The organism is Janibacter sp. DB-40 (assembly GCF_029510815.1).
In the GTDB taxonomy this organism is placed as follows: Bacteria; Actinomycetota; Actinomycetes; order Actinomycetales; family Dermatophilaceae; genus Janibacter.
Genome location: NZ_CP120360.1, coordinates 2,902,064 through 2,928,539, shown reverse-complemented (window position 1 = coordinate 2,928,539; position 26,476 = coordinate 2,902,064). Strand labels below are relative to the sequence as shown.

Sequence of the window (26,476 nt, the reverse complement as noted above, 5' to 3'; positions counted from 1 at the left end):
GGTCGCGACCAGATGAACCACCCAGGGACGACACCCGGATCCGGCGGTCGGACGACCGTCGCCGACGTCGCCGGCGCGCGCACCCTCCTCTTCGTGCCCGGTGACCGCCCTGACCGCTACGCCAAGGCGGCCGCAGCCGGCGCCGACGTCATCGTCATCGACCTCGAGGACGCCGTCCCCGCCGAGGGCAAGGCATCGGCCCGGGAGTCAGCTGCCCGGTGGTTCGCCGACGGCAACACCGGGATCGTCCGCGTCAATGCCGTGGGGACCGAGTGGCACGAAGCCGACCTCGACGCGCTCGCGGGAGTGGCCGACGTGGTCCTCCTGCCGAAGGCGGATTCGGCCGCCGTCGCGGCCGACGTCGTCGACCGTCTCCGGCCCGGGGTGGCCTCGTCGCCCTCGTGGAGACGGCTGCGGGCGTGCTGGCGGCTCCGCAGGTCGCCGCGGTGCCGGGCGTCTGCAGGCTGGCCTTCGGCAACTTCGACCTCTCGACCGAGCTCGGCGTCGATCGTGACGACCACCTCGCCCTCGCTCCGATGCGCAGCGCCCTCGTCGTCGCGTCCGCCGCAGCGAGGCTGGCCCCGCCGGTCGACGGTGTGAGCGGCGCGATCGACGACCAGGCCGCCATCAGCGCGGACGCGGCGCACGCCGCGCGGCTCGGGTTCGGGGGCAAGCTCTGCATCCACCCGCGCCAGATCGCCAGTGCCGGAGCCCTCTTCGGCCCGAGCGAGGACACGGTGGCCTGGGCCCGTCGGGTCATGGCCGTCGTCGCCGAGGCCGGCTCCGGCGCGATCGTCCTCGACAACCAGATGATCGACAAGCCCGTGGTCGACCGAGCCCGGCGGATCCTCGACGCAGCGGCGTCGAGATGAAATCGCCGGGGCCCTCGACGCCACCGAGCGTCCGGACCAGACGGTCGCCGTCCACGACCCACCACCCACGTAAGGACCACCGATGAGATTGCATGACAGCTTCGCCCACACCCTGCGCTCCTTCGGCGTGGACACGATCTTCGGCCTCATGGGGGATGCCAACATGCTCTACCTGGCGTCATTCAAGGATGCGGGAGGGCGGTTCGTCGGAGTGGCCCACGAGGGTTCGTCCGTCGGTGCGGCGGACGCGTGGTCACGCGCCACCGGGAGGGTGGGCGTCGCATCGGTGACCCACGGGCCGGCCCTGACCAACGCACTGACCTCGCTCGTCGAGGCCGCTCGGGCGCGCACCCCACTCGTGCTCGTCACCGGGGCCACGCCGATCGACCCCACCCACTTCCAGCGCATCGACATCCCTGCGGTCGCGACGGCGGCGGAGTGCGGCTTCGAGCGCGTGCACGCTCCAGCGACGGCCGCTCATGACCTGCGACGGGCGCTGCGTCGGGCGCGGGCGGAGCGACGGCCCATCGTCCTCGACCTACCCATCCACATGCTCCGGGCCGACGTCGAGGAACCGGCGGAGGCCGCCCCCTTCGCCCTGCCCGCGCCGGTGGCGCCCCGTCGGTCCGACCTGGAGAACGCCGTCGAGCGGGCGGTCGCGGCCCGACGGCCCCTCGTCCTGGCCGGACGAGGGGTCATCGAGGCGGAGGGTGAGGACGCGGTCGTCGCCCTGGCCGATGCGCTCGGGGCGCCCATCGCGACCACTCTCCTGGGACGCGGGCTCTTTCGCGGGCACCCGGAGAACATCGGGATCTGCGGCACTCTCTCCCACGCCACCGCCGCGAGCACCATCGCGGAGGCCGACTTCGTGCTCGCCATCGGTGCCGGCCTGGGGACGTACACGACGGCGCGCAGGACGCTCTTCGCCGACAAGACCGTGGTCCAGATCGACGCCGACGCGGCGGCGCTCGGGTGGTACGTCGAGCCCGACGTCGGTGTCTGCGGGGACGCGCGGCTGACGGCCGAGGCGATGGCGGCGATGCTCGAGGACGTGGAGCACCGCCCCACGTCCGGGTGGCGCGAGGGAGTGCGCAGCGCCCTGCGCGAGCACGACCCGCGGGCGGACGTGCGTGAGCACCGCTCGGACGGCCACGCCGATCCGCGCCTCGTCTCCGCCGAGCTGGACGAGCTCCTGCCTGCGCAACGCACCGTCGTCAGCGACATCGGTCGCTTCACGGTGAGTGCGTGGCCGTGGATCCACGCGCCGGAGGGGCGGGCCTTCACGACCATGGGTGCCTTCGGGTCGATCGGTCTCGGTCCCGCGGGCGCACTGGGCACCACCGTCGCACGACCTGACGAGGTCACCGTGCTCCTCGTCGGTGACGGTGGTCTGGCCATGGCGCTCGCCGAGCTGCCGACCCTGGCGCGCGAGGGCGGCCCGGTCCTCGTCGTCCTCTACGACGACGGGGCGTACGGGGCCGAGCACGTCAAGCTGGTCCACTTCGGAGTCGATCCCCGACACTCGATGACGGCCTGGCCGGACTTCCCGGCCCTCACCCGCGCAGCCGGCGGTGACGGGGTCGTGGTCACCTCGGTGGACGACCTGGAGCCGGTGGCCGATCGACTGAGGTCCCCGCACGGTCTCTTCCTCCTCGATGTCCGCGTCGACCCGGAGTTCAACGCCGGCCACTGACGGCTGCAGCTGCGCGACGGCGGCCACGCAGCACCGCCCGGCCTCCCCGCCGGCTCGGTGGTGCGGACGCGCGCTCCTCGTGCGCGGGCGACCCGTCCCGGGGGGAGGTGGTGCGTACATAGGGATCCGCTATGGACAGGATCGCCCGCAGGTCTTTGTGGGGCGCTCGGGCGTCGTGGTCTGCTGACGTCGGTAGCAGGCAGGTCCCGACGCTGGTGACCGTCACGACAACCCAGGAGCTGCAGTCATGCGAGACGCCGTCATCGTCGACGCCGTGAGGACCCCCGTCGGCAAGCGGAACGGGTCATTGGCCGGGATCCACCCGGCGGACCTGACCGCCCACGTGCTGAACGCCGTCGTCGGCCGGGTCGGGCTCGAACCCGCCGAGGTCGACGACGTCGTGTGGGGGTGTGTCAGCCAGGTCGGCGACCAGTCCGGCAACGTCGGGCGCGTCGGTGCCCTGGCCGCCGGTTGGCCCGAGTCCGTCCCGGGCACGACGATCGATCGCAAGTGCGGGTCGAGCCAGCAGGCCGTTGCCTTTGCCGCAGCCGGTGTCATCTCGGGTCAGTACGACGTCGCAGTGGCCGGGGGCGTGGAGTCGATGTCCCGAGTCCCGATGGGTGCCAACCGGCTCGACGGCGACCCGTACGCGCCGTCCGTGTACGAGCGGTACCGGGTCGAGCAGTTCAACCAGGGCGTCGGCGCCGAGATGGTGGCGAAGCGCTGGGGCCTCGACCGCATGCAGCTCGACGAGTACTCGGCACGCTCGCACGAACGGGCGGCCGCAGCCATCGACGCCGGTGCCCTCGACGGACAACTCGCCCCGATCTCCGGTGGGCTCGCGGTGGACGAGGGACTCCGTCGCGGCTCGACCACCGAGACCCTGGGTGGGCTGCGCACCGCCTTCTCCGAGGACGGTGTCATCACCGCCGGCAACTCCTCCCAGATCTCCGACGGAGCCGGTGCGCTGCTCGTCACGACGAGTGAGATCGCAGCAGCCCGCGGGTGGACGCCCCTGGCCCGCATCCACACGACCGTCGTCACGGGCGACGACCCGGTGATCATGCTGACCGGACCGATCCCCGCCACCCGCAAGGTGCTCGACCGCTCCGGCCTGTCGATCGCCGACATCGGAGCCTTCGAGGTCAACGAGGCCTTCGCGCCGGTGCCCCTGGCCTGGCAGGCCGAGTTCGGCGTGGCCGACGAGGCCCTCAACCCGTTGGGTGGAGCGATCGCCGTGGGGCACCCCCTCGGCGGATCCGGAGCGGTCCTCATGACCAGGCTCGTGCACCACATGCGAGACAACGACATCCGCTACGGACTCCAGACGATGTGCGAGGCGGGTGGCATGGCCAACGCCACCATCCTCGAGCTGCTCTGACGACCCGCTCAATCACCCACACCACCCGAAAGGCCACCACGCAGTGAAGCTCACAGGACAGTCCATCGCCGTGACCGGAGGCGCCTCGGGCCTCGGACTCGGCACCGTCGAGCACCTCGTCGGGGAGGGCGCGCAGGTCACGATCATCGACCTGCCGACCTCCGACGGCGGGTCCGTCGCGACCGAGCTGGGCGACGCCGTGACGTTCGCCGCCGCAGACGTCACCGACACCGACCAGTTCGCCGCCGCACTCGACGTCGCGGATGCTCGCGGCGGGCTCCGTGGGGTCGTCCACTGCGCCGGGGCAGGCCGCCGGATGCGCCTGCTCGAGAAGGACGGCTCGGCCGGCTCCCTCGAGGACTTCGAGTTCATCATCCGCCTCAACCTCATCGGGTCCTTCAACGCACTCCGACTCGGAGCGGAACGGATGGCTCGTCACGACCCCGTCGAGGGTGAGCGCGGCGCGGTGGTCCTCACGGCGTCCGTCGCCGCCTACGAGGGCCAGATCGGACAGATCAACTACACCGCGTCCAAGGCGGGCATCGTGGGCATGACGCTCACCGCTGCACGCGACCTCGCGAGCAAGGGGATCCGGGTCTGCACCATCGCCCCGGGCATCATGGACACACCATTGCTCGCACGGCTGCGTGACGACGTGCGGGCCTCGCTGGAGGAGACCGTCCCCAACCCGGCGCGCTTGGGGCACACGGCAGAGTTCGGGTCGCTCGCCGGGGAGATCCTGCGCAACGGCTACCTGAACGGAGAGACGATCCGCCTCGACGGGGCGATCCGGATGGCTCCGCGCTGACCCGACGAGACCCTGCGGCACCGTGGGCCCGAGGAGGCTACGGTGCCATCATGGACCTGCAGAAGTTGGAGTACTTCCTCGCGGTACGCAACCACGGCAGCGTCAATGCCGCGGCGGCGCGCCTCGGGGTCGCACAACCAACGATCTCGCAGGCCCTGCGGTCGCTTGAACGGGAGTTCGGCGTCGAGCTCTTCCACCGCATCGGACGCGGGATGGTCCTCACCTCCGCTGGGCACGCACTCGCCGGGCCCGCACGCCGGCTGGTGCGTGATGTCGCCTCGACGGCGTCGTCCGTCAGCGACCACGAGGGCAACCTCGCCGGCGTCATCGAGATCGCCTCAGCACCATCGCTCGCGATGGGCCCCGTGGTCGAGCTCATCGCAGAGTTCCACCGCCGGCTGCCGCGCACCCGAGTACACCTCGAGTGGCTGCGGGACGAGACCAAGGGTCTCGAGATGCTCCGGGACGGCGACGTCGAGCTCGTACTCACCCACCTTCCGGTGGTGACGACATCGGGACGCCTCTGGGACGGCGACTTCGACGTCCTCCCGATGGGCATCCAGGAGTACTGGTACGCGGTCCCCCCCTCCGAGGCCCACCGCCTGCCCGAGGGGGATGGCCCGATCACGTTCGCCGACCTCCCGGAGATCCCGATGGTCATCGTGCCGGGCAGCGCGGTCGCCGGTCAGATCGAGGCCGCCCTCATCGACGCAGGTCGGGCCCTGCGACCGGCTGCGGTGCTCGAGCACCGCGAGGCGCGCATGTCCTTCGTGGCGGCGGGTGTGGGGAGCACCTTCCTCGAGCGTTCCCTGATCGAGTCGGCGGCGGCTCGTGGCATCGTCTGCCGCCAGGTCGACCCGCAGATCCGCCGGCCCTTCGGCTTCGTCTACGACGAGGAGGAGATCTCTCCCGTCGGTGCAGCCTTCATCGATTGTGCACGGGAGTCGGCTGAGTCAACGGCTGACGCACGACCCGCATGAACGCCTTCGCCGCCGGAGACAGCGGTGTCTTGCGGTGGACCGCGCCGATGGGCCGGGACAACGGCGGGTCGGTGGGGATGGCCGCCACCCTTCGGATGCGGTCCCTGGCGAAGTCGACGGGCAGGATCGCGGCACCGACTCCCAGCTGAAGGAGCTCCCACGCGGCCTGCCGAAAGGCGGTGCGGACGACGACCGTTGCCCCGGACGACCGGATGGCCGCGTCGACGGCGTTGTCTCCGGTGCCCTCACGATTGCCCAGCACGAGTGGTATCTCGTGGAGCCGGTCGAGGGGGAAGGGGTTGGGTAGGCCCGCGGCCCGGTCCTCGGCGGTGGCCAGCCCGAGTTCCTGGTCCCCGAACGGCACGGTGATGAGCGGGCCGGTGTCGACGTCCAGGTAGGTCAGACCGATCTCGGCCCGTCCGAGCCGGACGTCGGCGACGATCTCGGACGGTGACTCCGGCTCGGTGATCGACAGTTGGATGCCCGGGTGGCGCTCCTGCAGCAGCGCGGCTGCTGCGGGAAGGGGGTCCAGGGCCATCGCCGAGTCCGCCGCGATCCTCAGCCGCCCGGCCCGGAGGTCGCGGACCGCGGCCACTCCGGCGCGGGCTCGTGCAGCGTCACGGATGACGGCCCGCGCGCCCACCTCGAAGACCTTGCCGGCGGGGGTGAGCGTCATCGATCGTCCGGAACGGTCGAAGAGCTCTGCGCCGACCTCGCGCTCGAGGGTCCGGACCGCCTGGGACAGGGAGGGCTGCGCGATGTAGAGCTGGTTCGCCGCCTTGGTGACTCCACCGCAGTCGACGACCGAGATGAAGTACTCCACGAGTCGCAAGTCCACCCGTCGAAGGTACCGCTTCCGGCCGATACCGCGGTCCACGCACACGGACCGTTCGACCGGGCAAGAGTCCGTCCGTTCCGACATCGACCCTGCCCTCATAGGTTCTCGCTATAGAGCGCTTCATGTCGTGGTCTTTGCTGACGGGCCACGACCGGTGCCAGATTGCTCACACGGACAACAGAGGAGAGCGACTTGAAGAATACCCATCACGCGCATCGGCACTCAGCGCTGGGCTCGCGTGCAACTCGCGCCGGGCGGAGCGCTCGCCTCGCCGGAGGAGTGACCGCGTTGACCTTGGTGCTGAGCGCCTGCGCCGGAAGTGTCGGAGGTGAGGACTCCGCCGGCGGCGGGGACGGCTATGCAGCCAACGCCTCGCAGGAGGAGATCGATGCCGCGCTCGAGGACCTGGACCCGGTGACCCTCACGTTCCAGCCGTCGGCCGCCTCCGAGTCGTCGATCCAGTCCCCGTCGGGCACGGAGTTCGCCAAGGCCCTCGAGGAGAAGTCCGACGGCAAGATCAAGGTCGACGTCGTCTGGGGCCAGGCGATCGCCGGCTATGACGAGGTCCATGACGCGCTGGCCGACGGGCGCGTTGATCTCGCCTACACCCTCCCCGTCTACGACCCCGCCGAGTTCCCTGCGGCGAATGCCCTCGGTGATGCGTTGGCCGGGGTCTCGCCCTCGCCCTTCGTCGGAGAGATGATTGCCAACGCCACGGCTGCCGACGTGTCGTGGGGAACCCCGGCGATCGTCGAGGAGTACGAGTCCAAGGGACTCACTCCGCTGGTCCCCGTCGTCGCTTCAGGGGGCTACTACTCCGTGTGCGGTGAGAAGGGCGTTTCCAAGAGCGACTGGCAGGGACGGCAGGTGCGCATCGCCTCGAAGACCCAGGGCGAGACGATTGACAGCATCGGTGCCTCGCCGGTGTCGATCGCGTACCCGGAGACCTACGAGGCGCTCCAGCGAGGCACGGTCGACTGCACACTGGCCCAGCTCGTCCCCTCGGCCGAGGGCGGCATCTTCGAGGTCGCCCCGAACGTGGGCTACATGACGGAGACGAGCTTCCCGCGCTCGCCCGGCGCGATGGTGGCCGGCTCCAAGTTCGAGCAGCTCCCGCTGGCCTACCAGCAGCTCGTCTTCGACTCCTACGCCGAGTACTTCCAAGGACAGATGATGACGACGATCGGCGGCAACGCCGAAGGTATCAAGCAGGCGAAGGCCGCGGGAGGCGAGATCGAGCAGTTCCCGACCAGCTTGCAGCAGGAGATCGAGCAGATCAACAAGGCCAACAAGAAGGAGGTCGCGCAGTCCGGCATCATCGGTGAGGACATCGCTGAGCGGGTCGACGCGTCGGCTGAGAAGTGGGCCAAGAAGGCGGAGGAGCTCGGCTTCTCCGACAGTGGCAAGACGGCCAACTTCGATGAGTGGTACGACGAGGGCACCGACTTCACGCCGCTCGCCGAGGCAGTCTACGAGGACGTGCTGGTGGAGCACCGTCCGAACTGATCCGCGCAGCAGGTCGAGAGCCACGACTGCGCGCAGCCACAGGCACCGGGGCGAGCCTCCGCTCGCCCCGGTGCGCCCCACCCACGCTGCGCCCGAGCGCACGATGGGCACCTGACCCGCCTTGGGCGCAGGCCGCCCCAGGCGCTCGCCCGTTCGGTCCCCACGAGGCCAGGAATTCGAGCAATGACGACTTCACCGTTTGCGGAACACACCTCCCGCCTCACCCGCGAGCTCATCCACTCCCTCGTCTCCGAGACGGATGACGGGCAGCTGGCCGGTCGTGTCGGCGTGATCGCAGCCAAGCTCGAGGACGCTGCGCGGCGCCCGCAGGAGGTGACAGTGACGGATCCGCACGTCACCTCGGGACGCATCCGCGATGACGTCACCCCCGCGTCCTCGGCGCGCAATCCCATCGCGCCACCGATGCTGATCGAACGGGACGGCGGCGAGTCGCGGTGTGAGCTGAGCCTGCCGCTGCAGTACCAGGGTCCGCCGGGACGGGTGCACGGCGGGATCGTGGCCTTGTTGCTCGACCACGTGCTGGGGAACGCTGCGAACGTGGGAGACGGCCCTCGCTACTTCACCCGCTACCTCAACGTCTCCTACGAGGCACCCACACCCATCGCGGGGGCACTCGCCGTTGTCGGTCGGGTCGTGCGCGAGGACGGGCGCAAACGGTTCCTGGAGGGCGAGGTCGTGTGCGATGGCCAGGTCCGGGCCCGCGGCGAGGGGTTGTGGGTCGCGCCACGATCGACCTGACCCCAGGAGGCGGTCCATGGACGTGGGCAGTCTGCCCCCCGTTCGAGCAGGAGCGTGTTGCGGAGGTGTACGGGTCCCGAGTGGCCGGTGGACGTTCCGATTCGCAGTAGAGAAAGAGAGTGGATTTCAATGGTGAAGTTCAACACAGGGCTCAATCGAGTTCTGTCGGTCGTGACCGCGGTGGCACTGATCGTGATGATGCTGCACGTCGTCGCCCACGCCATGATGCGCCACTTCTTCGACGCGCCCATCTACGGCACCAACGAGCTCGTCGCCTACTGGTACCTCCCGGCCGTGGCACTTCTGGGTATCCCGGCGGCCCAGCTGCGCAACGAGCAGATCACCGTCTCGCTGCTCGTCGATCGGATGAAGCCGATGTCGGCGCTCATCTTCAAGGTGTTCGGGTGCGTCCTGGGATCCATCATCGCGTTGGGCTTCGCCTGGTTCGGTCTGGGCGAGGCCATGGAGAAGATGGAGATCCGCGCAACGGCCGGTGTCGTGGACATCGTCGCGTGGCCGGTCTACTTCCTCGTACCCATTGTCTTCGTGCTGCTCGCCATCCTCTATGTCATCGACATGGTGATGAGCATCCGAGCCAGGGCACCCGAGGTCGACCTCGTCGCCGGCACGACGGCCGAGCACGAGACCGAAGAGGATTCCGCACTGTGAACGGGCCCACCCCAGGAGAAGTCCCAATGTCATCAGATACCCGTACTCCGTCGGAGGCGGCCAAGCCGAACCTGCTGCCCTCGAGCCCACGGACCCGGAAACCGGGTGTCGTGTCCCTGGTCGTCGGATTCGGACTGGTCGGCGTCTGCCTCGTCGGCCTCTTCACCAGCCAGACGGCCGCCGTGGCCGGTATGTGGTGCGTTGCGATGATGCTGGTCCTGCTGTTCTTGTCCGTGCCGGTGGCGCTGTCCCTGGCCATTCCGTCGGTCGTCGGCATCTACGCCATCAGTGGGGTTCCGGCAGCGGTGAACGTGATGGCCCAGTCGCCGTACAACTCGGTCTCGAAGTGGTCGCTCAGCGTGCTCCCCATGTTCATCTTCATGGGCATGCTGCTGACCAGCTCGGGCATGACCACGAAGATCTATCGAGCCACGGAACGGTGGTTCGCCTGGCTGCCGGGTGGCATGGGCGTGGGAACGACTGCGGCCGGCGCCGGGCTGGCATCGGTGTCGGGATCGACCATCGGCATGACGTACGCCCTTGGAAGAGCCGGGATCCCCGAGATGCTCAAGGCGGGCTACGACAAGCGGATGGCCGTGGGCATCGTCATCGTCTCGGGCCTCCCGGGGAACCTCATCCCGCCGTCGATCCTGCTCGTCGTCTATGCGGGCATCGCCTCCGTCCCCGTGGGGCCCCAGCTGATGGCCGGGGCTGTACCGGGGATCCTCATCGCGATCCTGTTCGCCGCCTTCATCATGCTGGTGGGCACGGTGGCGCCGCACCTGATGGGGCGTGGCAAGGACGCCGCTGCGTATGGAGAGGAGATCACCTGGAGGATGCGGTTCCAGTCCCTCGGTGAGATCTGGGGTTTCCCCGTCATCATGATCGTGCTGTTCGGCGGCATCTTCTCGGGCCTCTTCACCCCGACGGAGGCGGGCGCCGCGGCCGCGCTGGTCTCGCTCCTCCTGCTGCTGCTCCACACGCGCAAGGACGGCCCGTTCCAGAAGCTGGCGCACGCGGCATTTGCGACGGTTTCCTCGACCGCTGCGATCTTCTTCATCATCATCGGCGCCGAGATGCTCACGAAGCTGATGGCCATCACGGGGCTGGCTCGCATGGTGACCGATGCCATCACCGACATGGGGCTGTCCCGTGGGGCATTCCTGGTCATGCTCATCGTCATGTACGTGTTCCTGGGCATGTTCCTGGACACCCTGTCGATGATGCTGTTGACCATCCCGATCCTGCTGCCGACCATTGAGGTGATGGGGGTCAGTCCGCTGTGGTTCGGCGTATTCGTCGTCCTGCTCGGCGAGCTGGCTCTGATCACCCCGCCGGTGGGGATCCTGTCCTACATCGTCCACAACATCTCCAGGTCGCCGGAGGTCAATCTTGGACAGGAGATCACTCTGAAGGACATCTTCACGTCCTTGCTGTGGTTCCTGCCGATCGCGGTCCTGTTCCTCGTCCTCATGATCCTGGTGCCGGAGATGACCGAGTGGCTGCCGGATCTGCTGGCGCAGACCGGTGGAGGTGCCGACGCCGACGTCTGACCAACGACGGAAAGACCTCACCCGACGCTTCCTGGCGTCGGGTGAGGTCTTTGCGTTGAGTCGTTGCCGTGGGCGGTCAGAAGATCGTGTAGCCGCCGTCGATGACGACGGTCGTCCCCGTCTGGTAGCCGGAGGCCCCGGAGGCGAGGAGTACCGCGATCCCCGCGAAGTCCTCCGGCTGACCCCAGCGACGCAGGGGGACCCGCGAGATGACCTGGTCGGTGAACTTCTGGGACGACTGGCTGGCCTGGGTCATCTCGGTGGCGATCCATCCCGGGAGGACGGAGTTCACCCGGATGCCGTGACCGGCCATCTCGACAGCAGTCGCTCGCGTCATGGAGGTCACCGCGGCCTTCGCCGCGCCATAGGCCTGGTTGCGGGCGGCGCCGTCGACCGCGGCGACACTCGCCACGGTGATGATCGACCCGCCACGGCCGGTGGCGACCATTGCTCGGCACACCTCACGCATCGTGAGGTAGACGCCGTCGAGGTTGGTCGCGAGGATGCGACGGTAATCCGTCATCGTGGACTCGAGGAAGGGAGTTCGGCCGCCACCGACGCCGGCGTTGAGGACGGCGACATCGATCCCGCCGGCGTCGACGAGTTCGTCGACGCCGGCTACGACCGCGCCCTCGTCCGAGACGTCGACAACGCTCGTCGAGACGTCCGGGCCGATGGCGGAGAGTTCATCGCGCGCGGCCTCGAGACGGGTGTGAGTGCGGCCCCACAGGTGAACGGCAGCGCCGTGCTGTGCCAGGCCGCTCGCCATGCCGAGCCCGATGCCGGATCCGCCCCCGGTGACGAGAGCGCGTTGTCCCGCAAGGTCGAACAGGCCGCGTCCTGCACTCACACCAGGACCTCGACGCCCTCGTGGTCGTCGATCCGCGTGGCGAGCTCGGCCAGGTGTGAGCGCCGGTCGCCCCAGGTGCGGGTGAGCGCAGTGAGCCGAGCGGTGAGGTGACCGACGGCGTGCTCGGCGGTCACTCCGATGCCACCGTGCATCTGGATCGCCTCCTGGCCGATGAGTCGCGCTGCACCGTCCACCACGACCCGCGCCCGGAGGACGTGGTCCACGTCGAGCGGGCGCTCGTCGGCGGCCATTGCGGCGTACAGCGTTGTACTGCGTGCGAGCTCGAGCTGGGCGTACATGTCAGCGGCCCGGTGCGTGAGGGCCTGGAAGCTCGCCAGCGTCCGGCCGAACTGGGTTCGCGTGCCGAGGTACTCGGTCGTCAGGCGCAGGGCCTCCTGCATGACGCCGACGGCCTCGGCGCACAGGACCACCCCACCGAGGGCGAGCGCCTCCCGCAGGGCGGTATCCGCCGAGGGGCCCTGGGCGAGCAGGGTCGCGGGGCTGCTGTCGAGGACGAGCTCTTCACCGGTCCCACCGGAGGAGGGGAGGAGGAAGACGCCGGTGCCCGACTCGGTGGCGGCGGACACGAGCAGGTGGGTGGCAGCCGGGGCGTATCGCACTGGCGCCTTGGTGCCGCTGAGGGTCCACGAATCGGTCCCCTCGGAGGCGGTGACGTCGGTCGGGACGGGCGACCACGCGCGCAGCGGCTCGGCGAGTGCCGGGATCGGGAGTGCACTCCCTTCGGTCAGGTCGCCGAGGATCTCCCGGCGCACGTCCGCCGGAGCGAGCGCCCGGACCAGCGCACCGGCGACCACGCACTCGGCGAGGGGTACCTGCACCCCGGCGCGTCCGACCGCGGTCGCCGCGGCGGCGAGGTCCGTCATCCCGGCCCCGAGACCGCCGTCCTCCTCGGACCACAGGAGTCCGGGGACTCCGGTCTCGACCAGGCTTGACCACAACGTCTCGTCGTGGGCGGGTGGAGCCGCGGACTCCTCGCGTCCGGTGGTTTGGGATGCGTGGCGGCGGAGGGTGCCCCGAACGGCCTCGGCGAGCGCCTGCTGTTCGTCGGTGGTGGAGAAGTCCATGGGTCAGCCCTTCAGTCCGAGGATGGTGGCCGCGACGATGCTGCGCTGGACCTCGCTGGATCCGCCGTAGATCGTGGCCTTGCGGTAGTTGAGGTAGGTCGGCACGCTCTGCGCGGCCCAGGTGGGTACCGAGTCGAGGGAGTCCCAGGCCAAGGACATCGGACCGCTGATGTCCACGGCGAGCTCGAGGACGTCCTGCTGCAGCTGGGAGCCGCACAGCTTGAGGATCGACGAGGCCGGGTCGGGACGGCCGTCCTCAGAGGTTCCGGAGACCCGGATGGCGGTCAGCTCGACCGACATGAGCTGGGCCTCGACCTCGGCGAATCTCGCGGCGATGGCCGGGTCGTCGAGCAGGGTGCCCTCGCCCAGGCGCACCTGCTGGGCGTGCTCCTTGAGCTGGACGAGCCAGCGCTTGATCAGGCCGGTGTTGGCGACGCCGACGCGCTCGTTGCCCAGGAGGAACTTCGCGTAGTCCCAGCCGCGGTTCTCCTCGCCCACCAGCTGGTCCGCAGGGACGCGGACCTCGTCGAGGAAGACGTCGTTGACCTCGACGCCCCCGTCGAGGGTCCGGATGGGACTGACCGTCACGCCCTCGCTGCGCATGTCGAGGAGGAGGAAGGAGATGCCGGCCTGCTTCTTCGGCGCATCGGGGTCGGTGCGCACGAGGGCGAACATCCAGTCGGCGTGCTGGCCGAGGGTGGTCCAGGTCTTCTGCCCGGTGACGACGTACTCGTCACCGTCCCGTACGGCGGTCGTCCGCAGCGAGGCGAGGTCGGAGCCGGCGCCCGGCTCGGAGAATCCTTGGCACCACCAGATCTCGGCAGTTGCCGTCTTCGGGAGGAATCGTCGTTTGAGATCCTCCGATCCGAAGGCGGCGATCACCGGACCGACCATCGACGTGTTGAAGGGTAGGGGCGGGGGCACGGCGGCCGCCTGGAGCTCGCTGTTCCAGATGTGTTTCTGCAGGGGGGTCCAGTCCTGGCCGCCCCACTCGGTCGGCCAGCCGGGTACAGCGAGCCCCGCCTCGGCGAGGGTCGCCTGGCTGCGCCGGATGTCCTCGGGGGACAACTTGTCCCCTGCGGCGACCTTGGCGCGCAGGTCCTGGGGGAACTCGGTCGTGAAGTAGTCCCGCATGCGTTGCTGGAAGGCGGAGTCGTCCGCAGAGAGGCGTCGGTGCATGGCGACCAACGTACTCAGCGGTCGCAGCGGTGAACATGCCCCGGCGAGACCGTTTGCCTATGCAGGCTGATGTCCCGGCCTATGGGTCAGCGCGGGGCCGTGGGTCAGATGGGCCGTGTGCCTCGGTAGCGTCGCAGTCGTGCACCCTCCCGAACACGTCCTCGTCGTCGGCGGCGGCATCGGTGGGCTCACCCTGGCGGCGGCGCTCGACCCCGGCCGATTCCGGGTGACCCTCGTCGAGGAGCGGCCCGAGCGTGCCGGCGCAGGGACGGTCCTGGCGTTGTGGCGGGGCGCGACGGCGGACCTCGACCGCCTCGGTGTGGGGGAGCGGGTCCGCGCGGCCTCCGTTGCGGCCGATCACGGCACCATTCGCGATGCGGCCGGCGAGGTCCTGGTCGACCACCGCACGCCCGAGCTGACCTTCGCGCCGCGTCCCGAGATCGTCGCCGCCCTCGAGTCGTCACTGCCGGACGGGGCCGCCCGCCTCACCCGCGAGGTCACCGACCCGCGTGCTCTCGCGCGCGAGGTCGGCGCGGACCTGGTCGTCGGTGCGGACGGGGTGCGCTCGGTGTGCCGGCAGACCGTCTTCCCCGACACCGCGCCCGTCCCCACCGGCTGGATCGCGCTGCGCGGCCACCTGCCCGGGCCGCGACCGGAGGGACCGACCGAGTGGTGGGGGCCCGGCGGGCTCTTCGGCATCACCCCGGGCCCACGGGGGGCCGCGTGGTTCTGCGCGGTCCGTGGGGGCCGTGCCGACGGTCTCCAGGCGCCATCCCTCGAGGAGGCACTCGCTCTGGCGACCGGCCGATTCGGCGACTGGGACCCCCTTCTCCAGCGGATCCTGGCCCAGGTCGGGGGCGAGGCGGACGTCCAGCGCATCCTGCTCGCACCACCCTTGCGGAGCAGCGCCGCCGACGGCCTCGTCCTCATCGGTGACGCCGCGCACGCGATGGCGCCCAATCTCGGACGCGGCGCCAACGAGGCCGTCCGTGACGCCGTCACCCTCGCGCGGATGCTCCACCGCCACGGGGCGAAGGGGGCACCCCTCGCCTTCCACAGGCGGCGGCACGCCACCACCCAGGTGCTGCGTGCGGCATCGTCGGTCGCCCTGCGGACGGCGACGACGACCCGGCTGGCCCGTGTGCGTGATCACGTGCTGCGCGCGCTGCCTCAGCAGGCCCCGCCCACGGGCTAGCGTGTGCGCATGCGACGACGCGCTGTGCTGGTTAGCCTCCCCTTCACCCTGGCCCTCGTCAGCGGGTGCTCGGTCTTCGACGAGACCACGCCCCCCGACGAGGCCCTCGCGACGGCGCAGCAGTCCTTCGTCGATGCCGGGACCGTCTCCTTCGACCTCAAGCAGTCGGCGATCCCCAAGGGCCGCAACGGCGTCTCCGCCGCCACCGGCTCGGGGATCGTCGACGAGGCCACCCCGAAGTTCCGCGGTCAGGTCACTGGCGTCATCAACGGCAACTCGGCCGGTGTGGAGATCATCGCCGTCGACGAGGAGACGTGGATGTCCTTCTTCACCCAGGACTTCAACCGGGTGGACATGGCCGACCTCGGCTCGCCCAACCCGGCCGAGTTCTTCCGTGCCGGCAGCGGTGTCGACCAGATCCTGGAGACCAGCACCGACGTCGAGGCCGGGGAGCAGGTCCGCGACGGCAAGACCGTGCTGCAGGAGTACACCGGCACCGTCCCCGCGGAGGACATCCAGCGACTGTTCAACCTGGGTGAGTCCGCGACCGAGTTCGACGTCGTCTACGGCATCGAGCCCGACAGCGGTGAGCTGCGCTCCGTCGTCATCGAGGGGGACTTCTACGAGGAGAAGCCGACGACCTTCGCCCTCGCCCTGAAGGACTACGGCAAGAACGTCGAGATCACCGCGCCCGAGTGATGGGCACCCCCGTGGCAGAGCTGTCCCCGCGCCTGGGCGCGCGCCCGCGCACCCTGCTGGCCCTGGCGTCGACGGCCGTCGCCCTCGCCGCGGCGGACACCTACGTCGTCGTCCTCGCGCTGACCGACATGATGGCCGGCGTCGGCCTCGGCCTGGACAACCTGCAGCGCGCGGCCCCGATCATCTCCGGCTTCCTCCTGGGTTACGTCGCGGTCCTCCCGCTCATCGGCCGCCTCGCCGACCTCATCCCGCGCTCGCAGATCCTGCTGGGCTGCCTCGTCGTCTTCGTCGTGGGCTCAGGCGTGACCGCCCTGGCCGTCGACCTCGACGTCCTCGTCGCCGGACGCGTCGTCCAGGGTGTCGGCGGGGGCGGGCTCGTGCCGGCCACCCTCGCGCTGGTCGCCGACCTCTGGCCACCGGGACGCCGCGGCATGCCGCTGGGCATCGTCGGCGCGGTCCAGGAGCTCGGCTCCGTCCTCGGGCCCCTGCTCGGCGCCGCCGTCCTCGTCGTCGCCGACTGGCGGGCGATCTTCTGGCTCAACGTCGTCCTCGGCGTCATGCTCTTCATCGCGATCGCGGCGGTCGCGGGGGAGAGGCGACGACCCCCCTTCGCCCCCACGGTGCTCGGGATCGTGGCCATCGGCCTGCTGTGGCTCACGCTCGCCGCCCCCGCCGCCCTGGCGACCGACGTCGTCCTGGGCCTCCCGTTCGTGCCCTTCACCGGCGACAGCCGCGTGCTCACGCCGGTCGGTGTCCTCACGGCGGTCCTGCTGCTCGTGCTCGTCGTCATCACGCGGGACCGCTGGTGGCCGCCGTTGCGGGTGAGTGACCTGCCCGGTGCGCTGCTGCTCGGCACCGCACTGGGCTGCATCATCCTCACCTTCGCCTCCGCCGACCCGGAGACCGAGGTGGTTGGCCCGCTCGGCTACGCGCTGCTGCCGGTCGCCGGCATCAGCGCCGCGCTCTACGTCTGGCGCCACCGGCGCGCCGAGAACCCGCTCGTGCCCCGCGGCACGGTCCGCGGACGCACCCCGTGGGCGCTGGTCGTATCCTTCCTCGTCGGCGTCGCGCTCGTCGCGGTGGTCGTCGACGTCCCGCTCTTCTCCCGGCTGACCACGGGCGGGTCGCAGACCGACGCGGCCCTGGAGCTGGTGAAGTTCCTCCTCGCCGTCCCCGTCGGCGCGCTCGTCGGCGGCTGGATCCTGCGCTGGATCGGCGACGGCCTCTCCGCGGGCATCGGGCTCGTCCTCGGCACGGTCGGCCTCTTCCTGATGTCCGGCTGGCAGCGCGGCTCGCTCGAGGAGGTCTCGGCGACGGTCACGCTCGCCCTCGTCGGCTTCGGCCTGGGCATGGCCCTCGCCCCGGTCAACGACGCCGCGCTCGCCGACTCGCCGCAGGACGCCCACGGCACGGCGAGCAGTCTCGTCGTCGTCGCCCGGATGGTCGGGATGGTGGTCGGCCTCGCGCTGCTCACCGGGGTCGGGCTGCACCGGTACTACGAGGCCGTGGCCGCGATGACGCCCGAGCAGCAGACCGACGGCCAGGCGCTGCTGGACGCGGCGCTGCTGCAGGTGCACACGGTCTTCCTCGGTGCTGCCGGCGCCTCCCTCGTCGGCGCGGTCGTCGCCCTCGCCCTGCTCGGGCTCCGGCGGCGTGAGGGGTCAGGCGCGCTGGCTCGCGGCTTCGGCGTCGAGGAGTGACTCGATGCGCGTGGCGACCAGGTCCGTCGCCTCGTACGTGATCATGTGGCCGACGCCGGGCACGGACCGGAAGGTCGCGCCCGGCACCAGCGCCGCCAGGCGCCGCCCCGCCGAGACCGGGGTGAGCCGGTCGCGGGTGCCGGTGACGATCTCCGTCGGCATCGAGGCGAAGGGGGCCAGTCCCGACCGCAGGTCCAGTCCCATGATCGCGCGGTACCAGTCGGCGACGACGTTGGCGCGGGTGCGGCTGGTCATCCGGGCGGTGGCGCGGACCGCCTGCGGGTCGGGGTCGTCCCCGAAGAGGTTGGCCGCGGTCAGCCGCGGCGTCGTCGGCAGTCCACGGAAGCCCGAGGGCAGTCGAGCGAGGGCGGCCATGGCGAGCCGCTCACCGGGGATGCCCCGACGGCCCGGCAGGTGCGCCGCCGTCCCGACGAGGGCGGCCCCGCGGACCCGCTCGCGCAGGAGGTTCGGGTCGAGCCCGGCCAGCGCCATGATCGTCATGCCGCCCATGGAGTGGCCCGCGAGGACGAGGTCGTCCCCGGGTGCGGTGGCCTCGATGACCGCGCGGAGGGTCGCGCCGAGGTCGACCAGGCCGACCGAGCGGTCGAGCCCCACCGTGGAGTGCCCGTGCCCGGGCTGGTCGTAGCTGATGATCCGCAGGTCGGGTCGCCGGGTCCGCAGCTCGGCGACCACCGGGTCCCAGGCCTCGTGGGTCAGGCACCAGCCGTGCGCGAGCACGAGCGTGGGGTCGGTGGGGGCACCGTCGGGGGCGTGGTCGAAGACGGCGATGCGGGCGCCGTCGGGGGACTCGACGGTCAGCCTGCGGGCCGGCGGCGCGGGAGTCACTTGGCCTCGCGGGGGGCCGCTGCGCCGTCGTCGCCGTCGAGGCCGACGATGACCGGGGCGTGGTCGCTGGCGCCCTTGCCCTTGCGCTCCTCGCGGTCGATGGCCGCACCGGAGACGCGCTCGGCGAGAGCGGCCGACCCCAGGACGAAGTCGATGCGCATGCCGCGACGCTTCGGGAAGGCCAGGCGCTGGTAGTCCCAGTAGGTGTAGACCTCCGGCCCGGGGGTGTGCGGGCGCACGACGTCGACGAAGCCGTCGTCGAGGAAGGCGTCGAAGGCCGCCCGCTCCGGGGGCGAGACGTGCGTCTTGTCGGCGTAGTACTCCATCGACCACACGTCCTCGTCGCGCGGGGCGATGTTCCAGTCGCCGCACAGCGCCAGCGGGGTGTCCTCGGCGGCCCACTCGCCGGCGCGCTGCCGCAGCTGCTCCAGCCAGCCGAGCTTGTAGTCCATGTGCGGGTCGCCGAGCGCGCGGCCGTTGGGGACGTAGAGGGACCAGACGCGCACGCCACCGCAGGTCGCGCCGATCGAGCGGGCCTCCGGTGCGACCGGGTCCCCCCAGCCGGGGTCGCCGTCGAAGCCGATGGAGACGTCCTCCATGCCCACCCGGGAGAGGATCGCCACGCCGTTCCACTGGTTGAGGCCGTGGTGGGCGACCTCGTACCCGAGCTCGGTGAAGCGCTCGAGGGGGAACTGGTCCTCCCTCGCCTTGGTCTCCTGGATGGCGAGCACGTCGATGTCGCTGCGCTGCAGCCAGGCCTCGACGCGCTCGACTCGGGATCGGATGGAGTTGACGTTCCAGGTCGCGATACGCACGAGCGTCACCCTAGCCACCGACGCCGAGGCGACCTAGGTTCGGTCCATGCGTCCCTTCATCGAGATCCCTGCCGACGAGGGCACCGCCGAGGCGGTCGTCGCCCGACCCGACGATGGCGCCCACCCCGGTGTGCTGCTGTTCATGGACGCCATCGGGCTGCGCCCGCGCATCGAGGAGATGGCCGACCGCATCGCCTCGTGGGGCTACGTCGTCCTCGCTCCCAACACCTTCTACCGCCTCGGCACTGCCGCGCAGACGAGCCCGCCGAGCGACATGGACCTGACCGACCCCGAGCAGCGGGCGGAGTTCGGGACGGTGAGCATCCCGCGCGTCGGGACGCTGACGCAGGAGCGCATGGAGGCCGACCTGCCGCACTACATCGCGGCCCTGCGCGGGCTCGACGGGGTGGCCGACGGGCCGATCGGTGTCACCGGCTACTGCATGGGCGCGAAGTTCGCCACCCGCGCCGCCGGCCTCGACCCGAGGGTGGCGGCATGCGGTGGCTTCCACGGTGCAGCGATCGCGACGAGCGACCCGGACAGCCCGCACCGCAGGCTCGTCGACGCGCAGGCGTCCTTCGTCTACGGTCACGCCGACAACGACGGCACCAACCCGCCCGAGGACGTCGCCCGGCTGGACGCGGCGCTCACCGAGCACGGCCTGCGGGCCCGCACCGCGGTCTACCCGGACGCCCCGCACGGCTTCACGATGAGTGACACCTCCAGCTACCAGGAGGCGGGTGCCGAGCGGCACTTCACCGAGCTGCGTGAGCTCTTCGACGCCACGCTCGGCGCATGACCGCACTGGTCACCGGGGCGACCGCCGGCATCGGCCGCGAGTTCGCCGAGCAGCTCGGGGCGAAGGGGGTTCCCCTGGTCCTCGTCGCCCGCGACTCCGCGCGGCTCGAGTCGGTCGCGGCCGAGCTGCGCTCGGCGCACGGCGTGGCCGTGGAGGTGCTGACGGCGGACCTGTCCGACCGGGAGGCGCTGGAGCGGGTGGCGGAGCGGCTGCGTGATCCCTCCCGGCCGGTCGACGTCCTGGTCAACAACGCCGGGTACAGCCTGAACTCGCGCTTCGTCGACAGCGACGTCCGCGCCGAGGAGCAGCTCCTCGACGTGCTCGTGCATGCGGTCCTCGTGCTCAGCCACGCGGCCGCGACGACGATGCAGGCGCGCGGCCACGGCCGGATCATCAACGTCTCCTCCGTCGCCGGGTACCTCGCCAGCGGGACCTACTCGGCAGCGAAGTCGTACGTGACCACCTTCACCGAGTCGCTCGCGGGGGAGCTGGTGGGGACCGGGGTCTCGGTGACGGCGCTGCTGCCGGGGTACGTCCGCACGGAGTTCCACGAGCGGGCGGGCATCGACAAGGGCGAGCGGACCGGCCCCTTCTGGCTCGACGCGGCCGACGTCGTGCGTGCGGCGCTCGCCGACGCCGAGTCCGGCACGGTCGTCTCCGTCCCGAGCCGGCAGTACAAGGCGGTCGCCACCCTCGTGCGGCACGCACCGCGCGCGCTGGTCCGCAGCCGTCGCGTCCGCTCCCTGCACCGCAAGGACTGAGTCTCCGGCCCCCTTCGCACGCCCCGTGGGGAAGTGCAGGCTCCGGGAGCGCGGCCATAGACTGCGGGCCGTGACTGACATCGCCGCTGACCGCGCCCGCCTGCTCGAGATCGTCAAGGACAAGGCCATCGTCCACGGACGGGTCACGCTCTCCTCCGGCGCGGAGGCCGACTACTACGTCGACCTGCGCCGCATCACCCTCGACGGCGAGGCGTCGCCGCTCGTCGGTCGGGTCATGCTCGACATGGTGGCCGACCTCGACTTCGACGCCGTCGGCGGGCTGACGCTCGGCGCGGACCCGGTGGCCACGTCGATGCTCCACGCGACGGCGGCGACGGGGGAGCGCCTGGACGCCTTCGTCGTGCGCAAGGCCGGCAAGGCGCATGGCCTGCAGCAGCGCATCGAGGGCCCGTCGATCGAGGGCCGTCGCGTGCTCATCGTCGAGGACACCTCGACGACCGGTTCCTCCCCTCTCGAGGCGGCCACCGCCGCCCGCGAGGCCGGCGCCGAGGTCGTCGCCGTCGCCACGATCGCCGACCGGGCCACCGGCGCGGCCGAGAAGTTCGCCGAGGCGGGCCTGGAGTACCGGCACGTCTTCGGCCTGGCCGACCTCGGCCTCGCCTGAGCCGAGTCCCCCACCCCCTTCGCAGGAGCCTAAGCAGTTGCGAAAAGGAGGAGGGGACGAGGGGCGGTCAGACGTCGCGCTGGGTGCGCTTGCGCAGGGCGCCCCACGCGGAGGCGCCGACGACGAGCAGCAGGAGTGCGTAGATCACCCACGTGATCCAGCCGGTGACGAGCGTGACCGGGTCACCCACCGAGGCCAGCAGCGCGTCCCGCAATGACGTCTCGGCCAGCGGCCCGAGCACCATGCCGATCATCAGCGGCGCCAGCGGGTAGTCGTAGCGGCGCATCACGAAACCGATGATCCCGATGATCAGCAGCAGGACCAGGTCGAAGACGGACGCTGCGGTGGCGTAGATGCCCAGGCCGCAGAAGAGGGTGATCCCGCCGTAGAGATAGTGCTTGGGGATCAGCAGGAGCTTCGACCAGAGCTGGGCGAAGGGCAGGTTGATCGCGAGGAGCACGACCATGGCGATGAAGAAGCTGGCCAGCAGTGCCCACACGAGGTCCGCGCTCTGCTCGAAGAGCAGGGGGCCGGGTTGCAGGCCGTACTGCTGGAGGGCCGCGAGCATGATCGCTGCCGTTGCCGAGATCGGCAGACCCAGGGCCAGCAGGGCACCCATGGCCATACCGGTGGTGGCGTTGCCGGCGGCCTCCGGTGCGGCGAGGCCGCGGATGGCGCCCGTGCCGAACTTCGGCTTCTTGCGTCGCCGGTCGAGGCGTCGCTCGACGTCGTAGGAGATGAAGGTCGGGATCTCGGCACCGCCGGCGGGGATGACGCCGAAGGGCAGCCCGATGACGGTGCCGCGGCCCCACGCGGGCGCGGCCTCGAGGAACTCCTGACGGCTGAGGAACCCGCGGCCGGCCTTGCGGACCTGCAGGTCCTCCCTGTCCCGTCGCACCCGGGAGGCGATGTACAGCACCTCGCCGAGGGCGAGAACCGCCACGGTGACGGTCACCAGGGAGATGCCCTCGAAGAGCTCGGGGAGACCGAGGGTGAAGCGCTCGACGCCGGAGACCGAGTCGACGCCGACCACGGTGATTCCGAGGCCCAGGACCAGCGAGGCCAGACCCTTGAGGACGTTGTCCGAGACGACCGAGGCGGTGGCGATGAAGGCGAACATCGCCAGGGCGAAGAACTCCTCGGGGCCGAACATCGAGGAGAACTCCACCAGGCTCGGGGAGACGAAGACGACGAGCACCGAGGAGATCATGCCGCCGATGAAGGCGCCGATCGCAGCGGTGGCCAGGGCCTGCGGGGCGCGGCCGGCGTTGGCCATCCGGTGTCCCTCGAAGGTCGAGGCGATGGCCGAGGCCTGTCCCGGTGTGTTGAGCAGGATGGCCATCGTCGAGTCGCCGAAGAGGCCACCGAAGTACACGCCGGCGAAGAGGATGAAGGCCGCCGTCGGGTCCAGGGCGAAGGTCATCGGCAGCAGCAGCGCCACGGCCATGGAGGACCCCAGGCCGGGCAGCACGCCGACAGCGGTCCCGAGCAGGCAGCCGATGACCACCCACATGAGGTTCATCGGTGTCAGCGCCCCGGCGAAGCCCTGCATCAGCAGGTCGAGGGTCTCCATCAGAAGCCACCTCCCAGGATGCCGGACGGCAGGTTCAGGCCCAGCGCGGTACCGAAGACGAGGTAGATCAGCGAGCTGAGGAAGAGCGCGACGAGGACGTCGAAGAGGGGCCGCCGGGAGCCGAAGCCGTGCGCGGTGCACCAGAAGACCAGGGCTCCGGCGAGGATCCAGCCGAGGTAGGGCAGGAGCAGTGCGAAGGCGAGGAAGCCGCCCGTCACCCAAGCCAGGGCGGCGAAGTCGGAGTAGGTGCGGTACGTCCCGGCAGTGGGGTCATCGACCGGCTCGGGACTGCGCAGCACGCCCACGGCCAGCAGGACCGCCAGGACCAGCCCGGTCCCCCCGACGATGACGGGCACGAAGCGTGGGCCGGGGAACTCGGCCTCTCCGGGGTCCAGCAGCGCGCTGCCGACGAGCAGGAAGAGGCTGAAGGCCCCGACGATCGCCGGCATGACGAGCGCGGAGCGGCCGTGCCAGAAACCGCCTCTCGCGGCCTCGTGCCGGGCGCGGTTCTCGGGCGGGACGCCGCCCACGTCGGCCTGCGTCATACACCCATCTCCTTGATCAGGGAGCCGATCTTGTCGATCTCCGACTGGATGAAGTCGTCGAGCTCCGGTCCCGAGAGCGGGACCTCCACCCAGTAGTTGCGCTTGACCGCGTCCTTCCACTCGGCGGTCGCGGTGGTCTCCTCCATCAGCGTGACGAACTCGGCCACGTCCTCCTCGCTCGCATTGGGCGGGGCGAACTGGGCACGCCAGTTCGTCAGGGTCACGTCGAACCCCTGCTCCGGCATGGTCGGGATGTCCACCCCCTCCAAGCGATTCTTCGCGGCGACGCCGAGGCCGCGCAGTCGTCCGGACTGGACCTGCGGGTAGATGTCGGGGAAGCCGCCCGAGGACGCCTGGGCGGTGCCGTTGAGCATGGCCTGGATGGCCTCACCGCCACCGGAGGAGGGGATGTAGGTGATGTCTGCGGGGCTGATGCCGGCCGCCAGGGCGAGCTCGGTGATCACCATCTGGTCGGACGAGCCGCCGCCGGTCCACGCGATCTGCTCGGGGTCCTTGCGCCAGGCGTCGACGAGGGACTGCAGGTCCTCGTAGGGGGAGTCGGCCGGGACGTTGACGAGGAAGAGCTCCTCGACCACCCGGGCCACGGGGGTGAGGTCGGTGATCGTGGAGGGGGTGTCGAACTGCGCGTGCGCCGCGATCTGCCCCGTGCCGCCGACCATGAGGTAGTTGGCGGTGTTGCGTTCCTTCATGCTGCCGACGGCGATGGTGCCCCCGGCCCCGGGGATGTTGAGGACCTGGACATTGCCGACGAGGCTGTTGGCGCGCATCGCCTCCTGCATCTCCCGCTGGAAGGCGTCCCAGCCGCCGCCCGCCGCGGCCGGCGCGACGAGGGTCAGGTTCGACCGGACGCTGCTGCCCTGATCCGCCGCGCGGATCGACTGGTAGCCGGCCGCCCCGATGACGGGGACTGCGAGGACGCCGAAACCGAGGCTCAGGGCGCGTCGCCGGGTGGGATCTGCGCCCGGCGGCGCGGTGGCCGCGCTGCCGTCGTCGGCTGCCATGGGGTCAACTCCTGGGTCGGGTGCGCCACGCGGCGGGGACATCGCGCGGTGTGCTCTGCGTCACCGCCACTGTAAGGTCCCTGAGGTGCTACCGCCCAGTCGCCCCGCACCTCCGCGTGCCCCCGGACCGACCCTGCGGGATGGTTAGTCTGAGGAGACGGATCGATCAACCAGGAGGTCGCCATGACCGTGCTCGTTGCCGGAACCCCCACCGCCGAGGGGGACGCCGCCTACCGCTTCGGCATCGCGGAGGCGACGCGCCGGGGTGAGGACCTGATCTACTTCGTCCTCGACGGAGAGCACACCCCCTCCGCCGACCTCGGCGACGTCGTCGAGCGCGTGGAGCGACCCGACGAGCGCTCCCAGTCCGCGGTCGGCGATCTGCTGGACTGCGCCGGGCGCGAGCAGGTCTCGGTGATCGCGGTGGGCGTCCGCCACCGGACGGCGGTGGCCAAGCTCATCCTGGGCTCGCAGGCGCAGCAGATCATCCTCGAGGCGGGCGTCCCGGTCATCTGCGTCAAGCCCTGAGCCGCCACGCTCGCAAGAGCCTAAGCAGTTGCGAAGGGTGGGGCGGCTCCCTTCGCAGGAGCCTAAGCAGTTGCGAAGGGTTGGCTGGTTGCGTTTAAGGTGAGCCAGTCCTAAGTTAGGATCTCCTTAGTCGCCCACCCCAAGGGAACGCCCATGTCGCCGAACCGCCGTGCCGTCATCACCTCGGCCCCCGCACTCCTCTTCGCTCTCTCCGCCTGCGCGACCGGCTCGGCCGACAGCGGGTCCGGGACGAAGGGGGGAGAGTCGGCTTCCGCGGAGTCCGGCGCCTTCCCGGTGACGCTCGAGCACGCCTTCGGCACGACCGAGATCACCGAGGCGCCCACGCGCATCGCGACGGTCGGCTGGAACGACCACGACGTCCTCGCCTCCTTCGGGGTCCTGCCCGTGGGCGCCACCAAGATCACCTGGGGCGGCAACGAGCAGGGCTCGACCGACTGGTTCGACCAGGCCGTCAAGGAGATCGACCCCGACGCGGAGATCGTGCGCTACGACGACACCGACGGCATCCCCGTCGACGAGATCGCACAGCTCACGCCCGACCTCGTCCTCGGCGTCAACTCCGGGTTGACGAAGGAGGACTACCAGAAGCTGTCGAAGATCGCGCCGACCGTTGCCTACCCCGAGCTGGCCTGGGGCACGCCCTGGGAGGTCAGCGTGAAGATGATCGGCAAGGCCATCGGGCGCCCTGACCAGGCCGGCAAGCTCATCGGCGAGACCAACCGACTCATCAACGAGGCGGTGGCCAAGCACTCCGAGGTCAAGGGCAAGTCCGTCGCCTGGCTCTCCTTCAGCCCGACCGACATGTCGACGATCGACATCTACACCAGCATCGACCTGCGCCCGCAGCTGCTGCGCCGCTTCGGCATGGAGGACGCCGGGATCGTGGAGAAGAACTCGAAGGGCGAGGCCTTCTTCTTCTCCGTCTCCGCCGAGAAGGCGCGCGACATCGACGCCGACGTGGTGATCTTCTACGTCGAGAGCGACAAGCAGGTCGAGAAGATCACGAACGACCCGCTCCTCGGCAGGATCCCGGCGATCGAGCGCGGCAGCTTCGTCGCGTCCGCGGACAACTCGGTCGCGATGACGATGTCCTCGCCCTCGCCGATCTCCATGGAGGTCGCGGTGACGGAGTTCCTCCCCTCCGTGGCCGACGCCGCGAAGTCCGTCTGAGCCC

The 26,476-nt window shown here is 70.6% G+C and carries 25 protein-coding genes and 1 pseudogene; 17 read left to right on the top strand and 9 right to left on the bottom strand.

Annotated features, from left to right (window positions below):
* The first annotated feature begins 12 nt into the window (after positions 1-12).
* The 5 genes and pseudogenes from PVE36_RS14065 (at position 13) to PVE36_RS14045 (ending at position 5,734) form a co-directional block, all read left to right on the top strand.
* Positions 13-872 (top strand): annotated as a pseudogene (locus tag PVE36_RS14065) (CoA ester lyase).
* A gap of 82 nt (positions 873-954) precedes the next feature.
* The gene (locus tag PVE36_RS14060) at positions 955-2,565 is read left to right on the top strand and encodes a thiamine pyrophosphate-binding protein (protein WP_277453200.1); all 1,611 of its coding nucleotides are present in this window, start codon (positions 955-957) and stop codon (positions 2,563-2,565) included.
* A gap of 247 nt (positions 2,566-2,812) precedes the next feature.
* Positions 2,813-3,946, top strand: coding sequence for a thiolase family protein (locus tag PVE36_RS14055; protein ID WP_277453199.1), 1,134 nt, complete (start codon positions 2,813-2,815; stop codon positions 3,944-3,946).
* Between the two features lie 70 nt (positions 3,947-4,016).
* A complete protein-coding gene (locus PVE36_RS14050) occupies positions 4,017-4,754 on the top strand; it encodes an SDR family NAD(P)-dependent oxidoreductase (protein ID WP_277453197.1) in 738 nt (245 codons plus the stop codon).
* A gap of 50 nt (positions 4,755-4,804) precedes the next feature.
* Positions 4,805-5,734: a LysR family transcriptional regulator gene (locus PVE36_RS14045; protein ID WP_277453196.1), complete on the top strand. Its 930-nt coding sequence runs from the start codon at positions 4,805-4,807 to the stop codon at positions 5,732-5,734.
* Here the strand turns inward: PVE36_RS14045 and PVE36_RS14040 are convergent.
* Positions 5,679-6,572: a LysR family transcriptional regulator gene (locus PVE36_RS14040; protein ID WP_277453194.1), complete on the bottom strand. Its 894-nt coding sequence runs from the start codon at positions 6,570-6,572 to the stop codon at positions 5,679-5,681. The genes PVE36_RS14045 and PVE36_RS14040 overlap by 56 nt on opposite strands.
* 279 nt (positions 6,573-6,851) lie before the next feature.
* Between PVE36_RS14040 and PVE36_RS14035 the strand changes: the two genes are divergently transcribed.
* From PVE36_RS14035 to PVE36_RS14020, 4 genes are all read left to right on the top strand, one after another.
* Complete coding sequence (locus PVE36_RS14035) at positions 6,852-8,078, top strand: C4-dicarboxylate ABC transporter substrate-binding protein (protein WP_277453193.1); 1,227 nt, start codon at positions 6,852-6,854, stop codon at positions 8,076-8,078.
* A 183-nt stretch (positions 8,079-8,261) separates the two neighbouring features.
* Positions 8,262-8,837 (top strand): PaaI family thioesterase, encoded by a 576-nt coding sequence (locus PVE36_RS14030; RefSeq protein ID WP_277453192.1) that lies wholly within the window; start codon positions 8,262-8,264, stop codon positions 8,835-8,837.
* Positions 8,838-9,017: 180 nt separating this feature from the next.
* Positions 9,018-9,506, top strand: coding sequence for a TRAP transporter small permease (locus tag PVE36_RS14025; protein WP_277453190.1), 489 nt, complete (start codon positions 9,018-9,020; stop codon positions 9,504-9,506).
* Between the two features lie 110 nt (positions 9,507-9,616).
* Entirely contained in the window at positions 9,617-11,059 is a 1,443-nt protein-coding gene (locus tag PVE36_RS14020) for a TRAP transporter large permease (RefSeq protein ID WP_277453189.1), read from the top strand.
* Between the two features lie 76 nt (positions 11,060-11,135).
* Here PVE36_RS14020 and PVE36_RS14015 read toward each other — a convergent pair whose 3' ends face one another.
* Genes PVE36_RS14015 through PVE36_RS14005 form a run of 3 tightly spaced genes read right to left on the bottom strand, consistent with a single transcriptional unit; the run spans position 11,136 to position 14,173 of the window.
* Positions 11,136-11,909 carry an SDR family oxidoreductase gene (locus tag PVE36_RS14015; protein WP_277453186.1) on the bottom strand — a complete coding sequence of 258 codons (774 nt, stop codon included), beginning with the start codon at positions 11,907-11,909 and terminating at the stop codon, positions 11,136-11,138.
* Positions 11,906-12,994, bottom strand: a complete 1,089-nt coding sequence (locus tag PVE36_RS14010) for an acyl-CoA dehydrogenase family protein (RefSeq protein WP_277453184.1) — start codon at positions 12,992-12,994, stop codon at positions 11,906-11,908. The genes PVE36_RS14015 and PVE36_RS14010 overlap by 4 nt, the downstream gene beginning before the upstream one ends.
* A 3-nt stretch (positions 12,995-12,997) precedes the next feature.
* On the bottom strand, positions 12,998-14,173 hold the full coding sequence (locus PVE36_RS14005) for an acyl-CoA dehydrogenase family protein (protein ID WP_277453183.1): 1,176 nt from the start codon (positions 14,171-14,173) through the stop codon (positions 12,998-13,000).
* Positions 14,174-14,312: 139 nt separating this feature from the next.
* Here PVE36_RS14005 and PVE36_RS14000 point away from each other — a divergent pair, with 139 nt between their 5' ends.
* The 3 genes from PVE36_RS14000 to PVE36_RS13990 are packed head-to-tail and all read left to right on the top strand — an operon-like array spanning position 14,313 to position 17,767.
* Positions 14,313-15,368, top strand: a complete 1,056-nt coding sequence (locus tag PVE36_RS14000) for an NAD(P)/FAD-dependent oxidoreductase (protein ID WP_277453181.1) — start codon at positions 14,313-14,315, stop codon at positions 15,366-15,368.
* A 9-nt stretch (positions 15,369-15,377) separates the two neighbouring features.
* On the top strand, positions 15,378-16,067 hold the full coding sequence (locus PVE36_RS13995; RefSeq protein WP_277453179.1) for an LppX_LprAFG lipoprotein: 690 nt from the start codon (positions 15,378-15,380) through the stop codon (positions 16,065-16,067).
* Positions 16,067-17,767: an MFS transporter gene (locus PVE36_RS13990; RefSeq protein WP_277455862.1), complete on the top strand. Its 1,701-nt coding sequence runs from the start codon at positions 16,067-16,069 to the stop codon at positions 17,765-17,767. Before PVE36_RS13995 ends, PVE36_RS13990 begins: the two co-directional genes overlap by 1 nt.
* Here the strand turns inward: PVE36_RS13990 and PVE36_RS13985 are convergent.
* Both PVE36_RS13985 and PVE36_RS13980 read right to left on the bottom strand, forming a co-directional pair.
* Positions 17,729-18,613 carry an alpha/beta hydrolase gene (locus PVE36_RS13985; protein ID WP_277453178.1) on the bottom strand — a complete coding sequence of 295 codons (885 nt, stop codon included), beginning with the start codon at positions 18,611-18,613 and terminating at the stop codon, positions 17,729-17,731. The two genes, PVE36_RS13990 and PVE36_RS13985, sit on opposite strands and share 39 nt — an antisense overlap.
* On the bottom strand, positions 18,610-19,428 hold the full coding sequence (locus tag PVE36_RS13980; RefSeq protein WP_277453177.1) for an exodeoxyribonuclease III: 819 nt from the start codon (positions 19,426-19,428) through the stop codon (positions 18,610-18,612). Before PVE36_RS13980 ends, PVE36_RS13985 begins: the two co-directional genes overlap by 4 nt.
* 46 nt (positions 19,429-19,474) lie before the next feature.
* On the opposite strand from PVE36_RS13980, the gene PVE36_RS13975 reads away from it, so the two are divergent.
* The 3 genes from PVE36_RS13975 (at position 19,475) to pyrE (ending at position 21,613) form a co-directional block, all read left to right on the top strand.
* Positions 19,475-20,227, top strand: coding sequence for a dienelactone hydrolase family protein (locus PVE36_RS13975; protein WP_277453176.1), 753 nt, complete (start codon positions 19,475-19,477; stop codon positions 20,225-20,227).
* The gene (locus tag PVE36_RS13970; protein WP_277453175.1) at positions 20,224-20,988 is read left to right on the top strand and encodes an SDR family oxidoreductase; all 765 of its coding nucleotides are present in this window, start codon (positions 20,224-20,226) and stop codon (positions 20,986-20,988) included. Before PVE36_RS13975 ends, PVE36_RS13970 begins: the two co-directional genes overlap by 4 nt.
* A gap of 70 nt (positions 20,989-21,058) precedes the next feature.
* Positions 21,059-21,613 carry an orotate phosphoribosyltransferase gene (pyrE, locus tag PVE36_RS13965; protein WP_277453173.1) on the top strand — a complete coding sequence of 185 codons (555 nt, stop codon included), beginning with the start codon at positions 21,059-21,061 and terminating at the stop codon, positions 21,611-21,613.
* Positions 21,614-21,680: 67 nt separating this feature from the next.
* On the opposite strand, the gene PVE36_RS13960 is transcribed toward pyrE, so the two are convergent.
* The 3 genes from PVE36_RS13960 to PVE36_RS13950 form a co-directional block, all read right to left on the bottom strand.
* Positions 21,681-23,186 (bottom strand): tripartite tricarboxylate transporter permease, encoded by a 1,506-nt coding sequence (locus PVE36_RS13960; RefSeq protein WP_277453172.1) that lies wholly within the window; start codon positions 23,184-23,186, stop codon positions 21,681-21,683.
* Positions 23,186-23,635: a tripartite tricarboxylate transporter TctB family protein gene (locus PVE36_RS13955; protein ID WP_277455861.1), complete on the bottom strand. Its 450-nt coding sequence runs from the start codon at positions 23,633-23,635 to the stop codon at positions 23,186-23,188. Before PVE36_RS13955 ends, PVE36_RS13960 begins: the two co-directional genes overlap by 1 nt.
* Positions 23,636-23,727: 92 nt before the next feature.
* On the bottom strand, positions 23,728-24,753 hold the full coding sequence (locus PVE36_RS13950; protein ID WP_277453171.1) for a tripartite tricarboxylate transporter substrate-binding protein: 1,026 nt from the start codon (positions 24,751-24,753) through the stop codon (positions 23,728-23,730).
* A gap of 183 nt (positions 24,754-24,936) precedes the next feature.
* Between PVE36_RS13950 and PVE36_RS13945 the strand changes: the two genes are divergently transcribed.
* Both PVE36_RS13945 and PVE36_RS13940 read left to right on the top strand, forming a co-directional pair.
* On the top strand, positions 24,937-25,281 hold the full coding sequence (locus PVE36_RS13945) for a universal stress protein (RefSeq protein ID WP_277453170.1): 345 nt from the start codon (positions 24,937-24,939) through the stop codon (positions 25,279-25,281).
* 153 nt (positions 25,282-25,434) lie between these two features.
* A complete protein-coding gene (locus PVE36_RS13940; RefSeq protein WP_277453168.1) occupies positions 25,435-26,472 on the top strand; it encodes an ABC transporter substrate-binding protein in 1,038 nt (345 codons plus the stop codon).
* Positions 26,473-26,476: the final 4 nt, after the last annotated feature.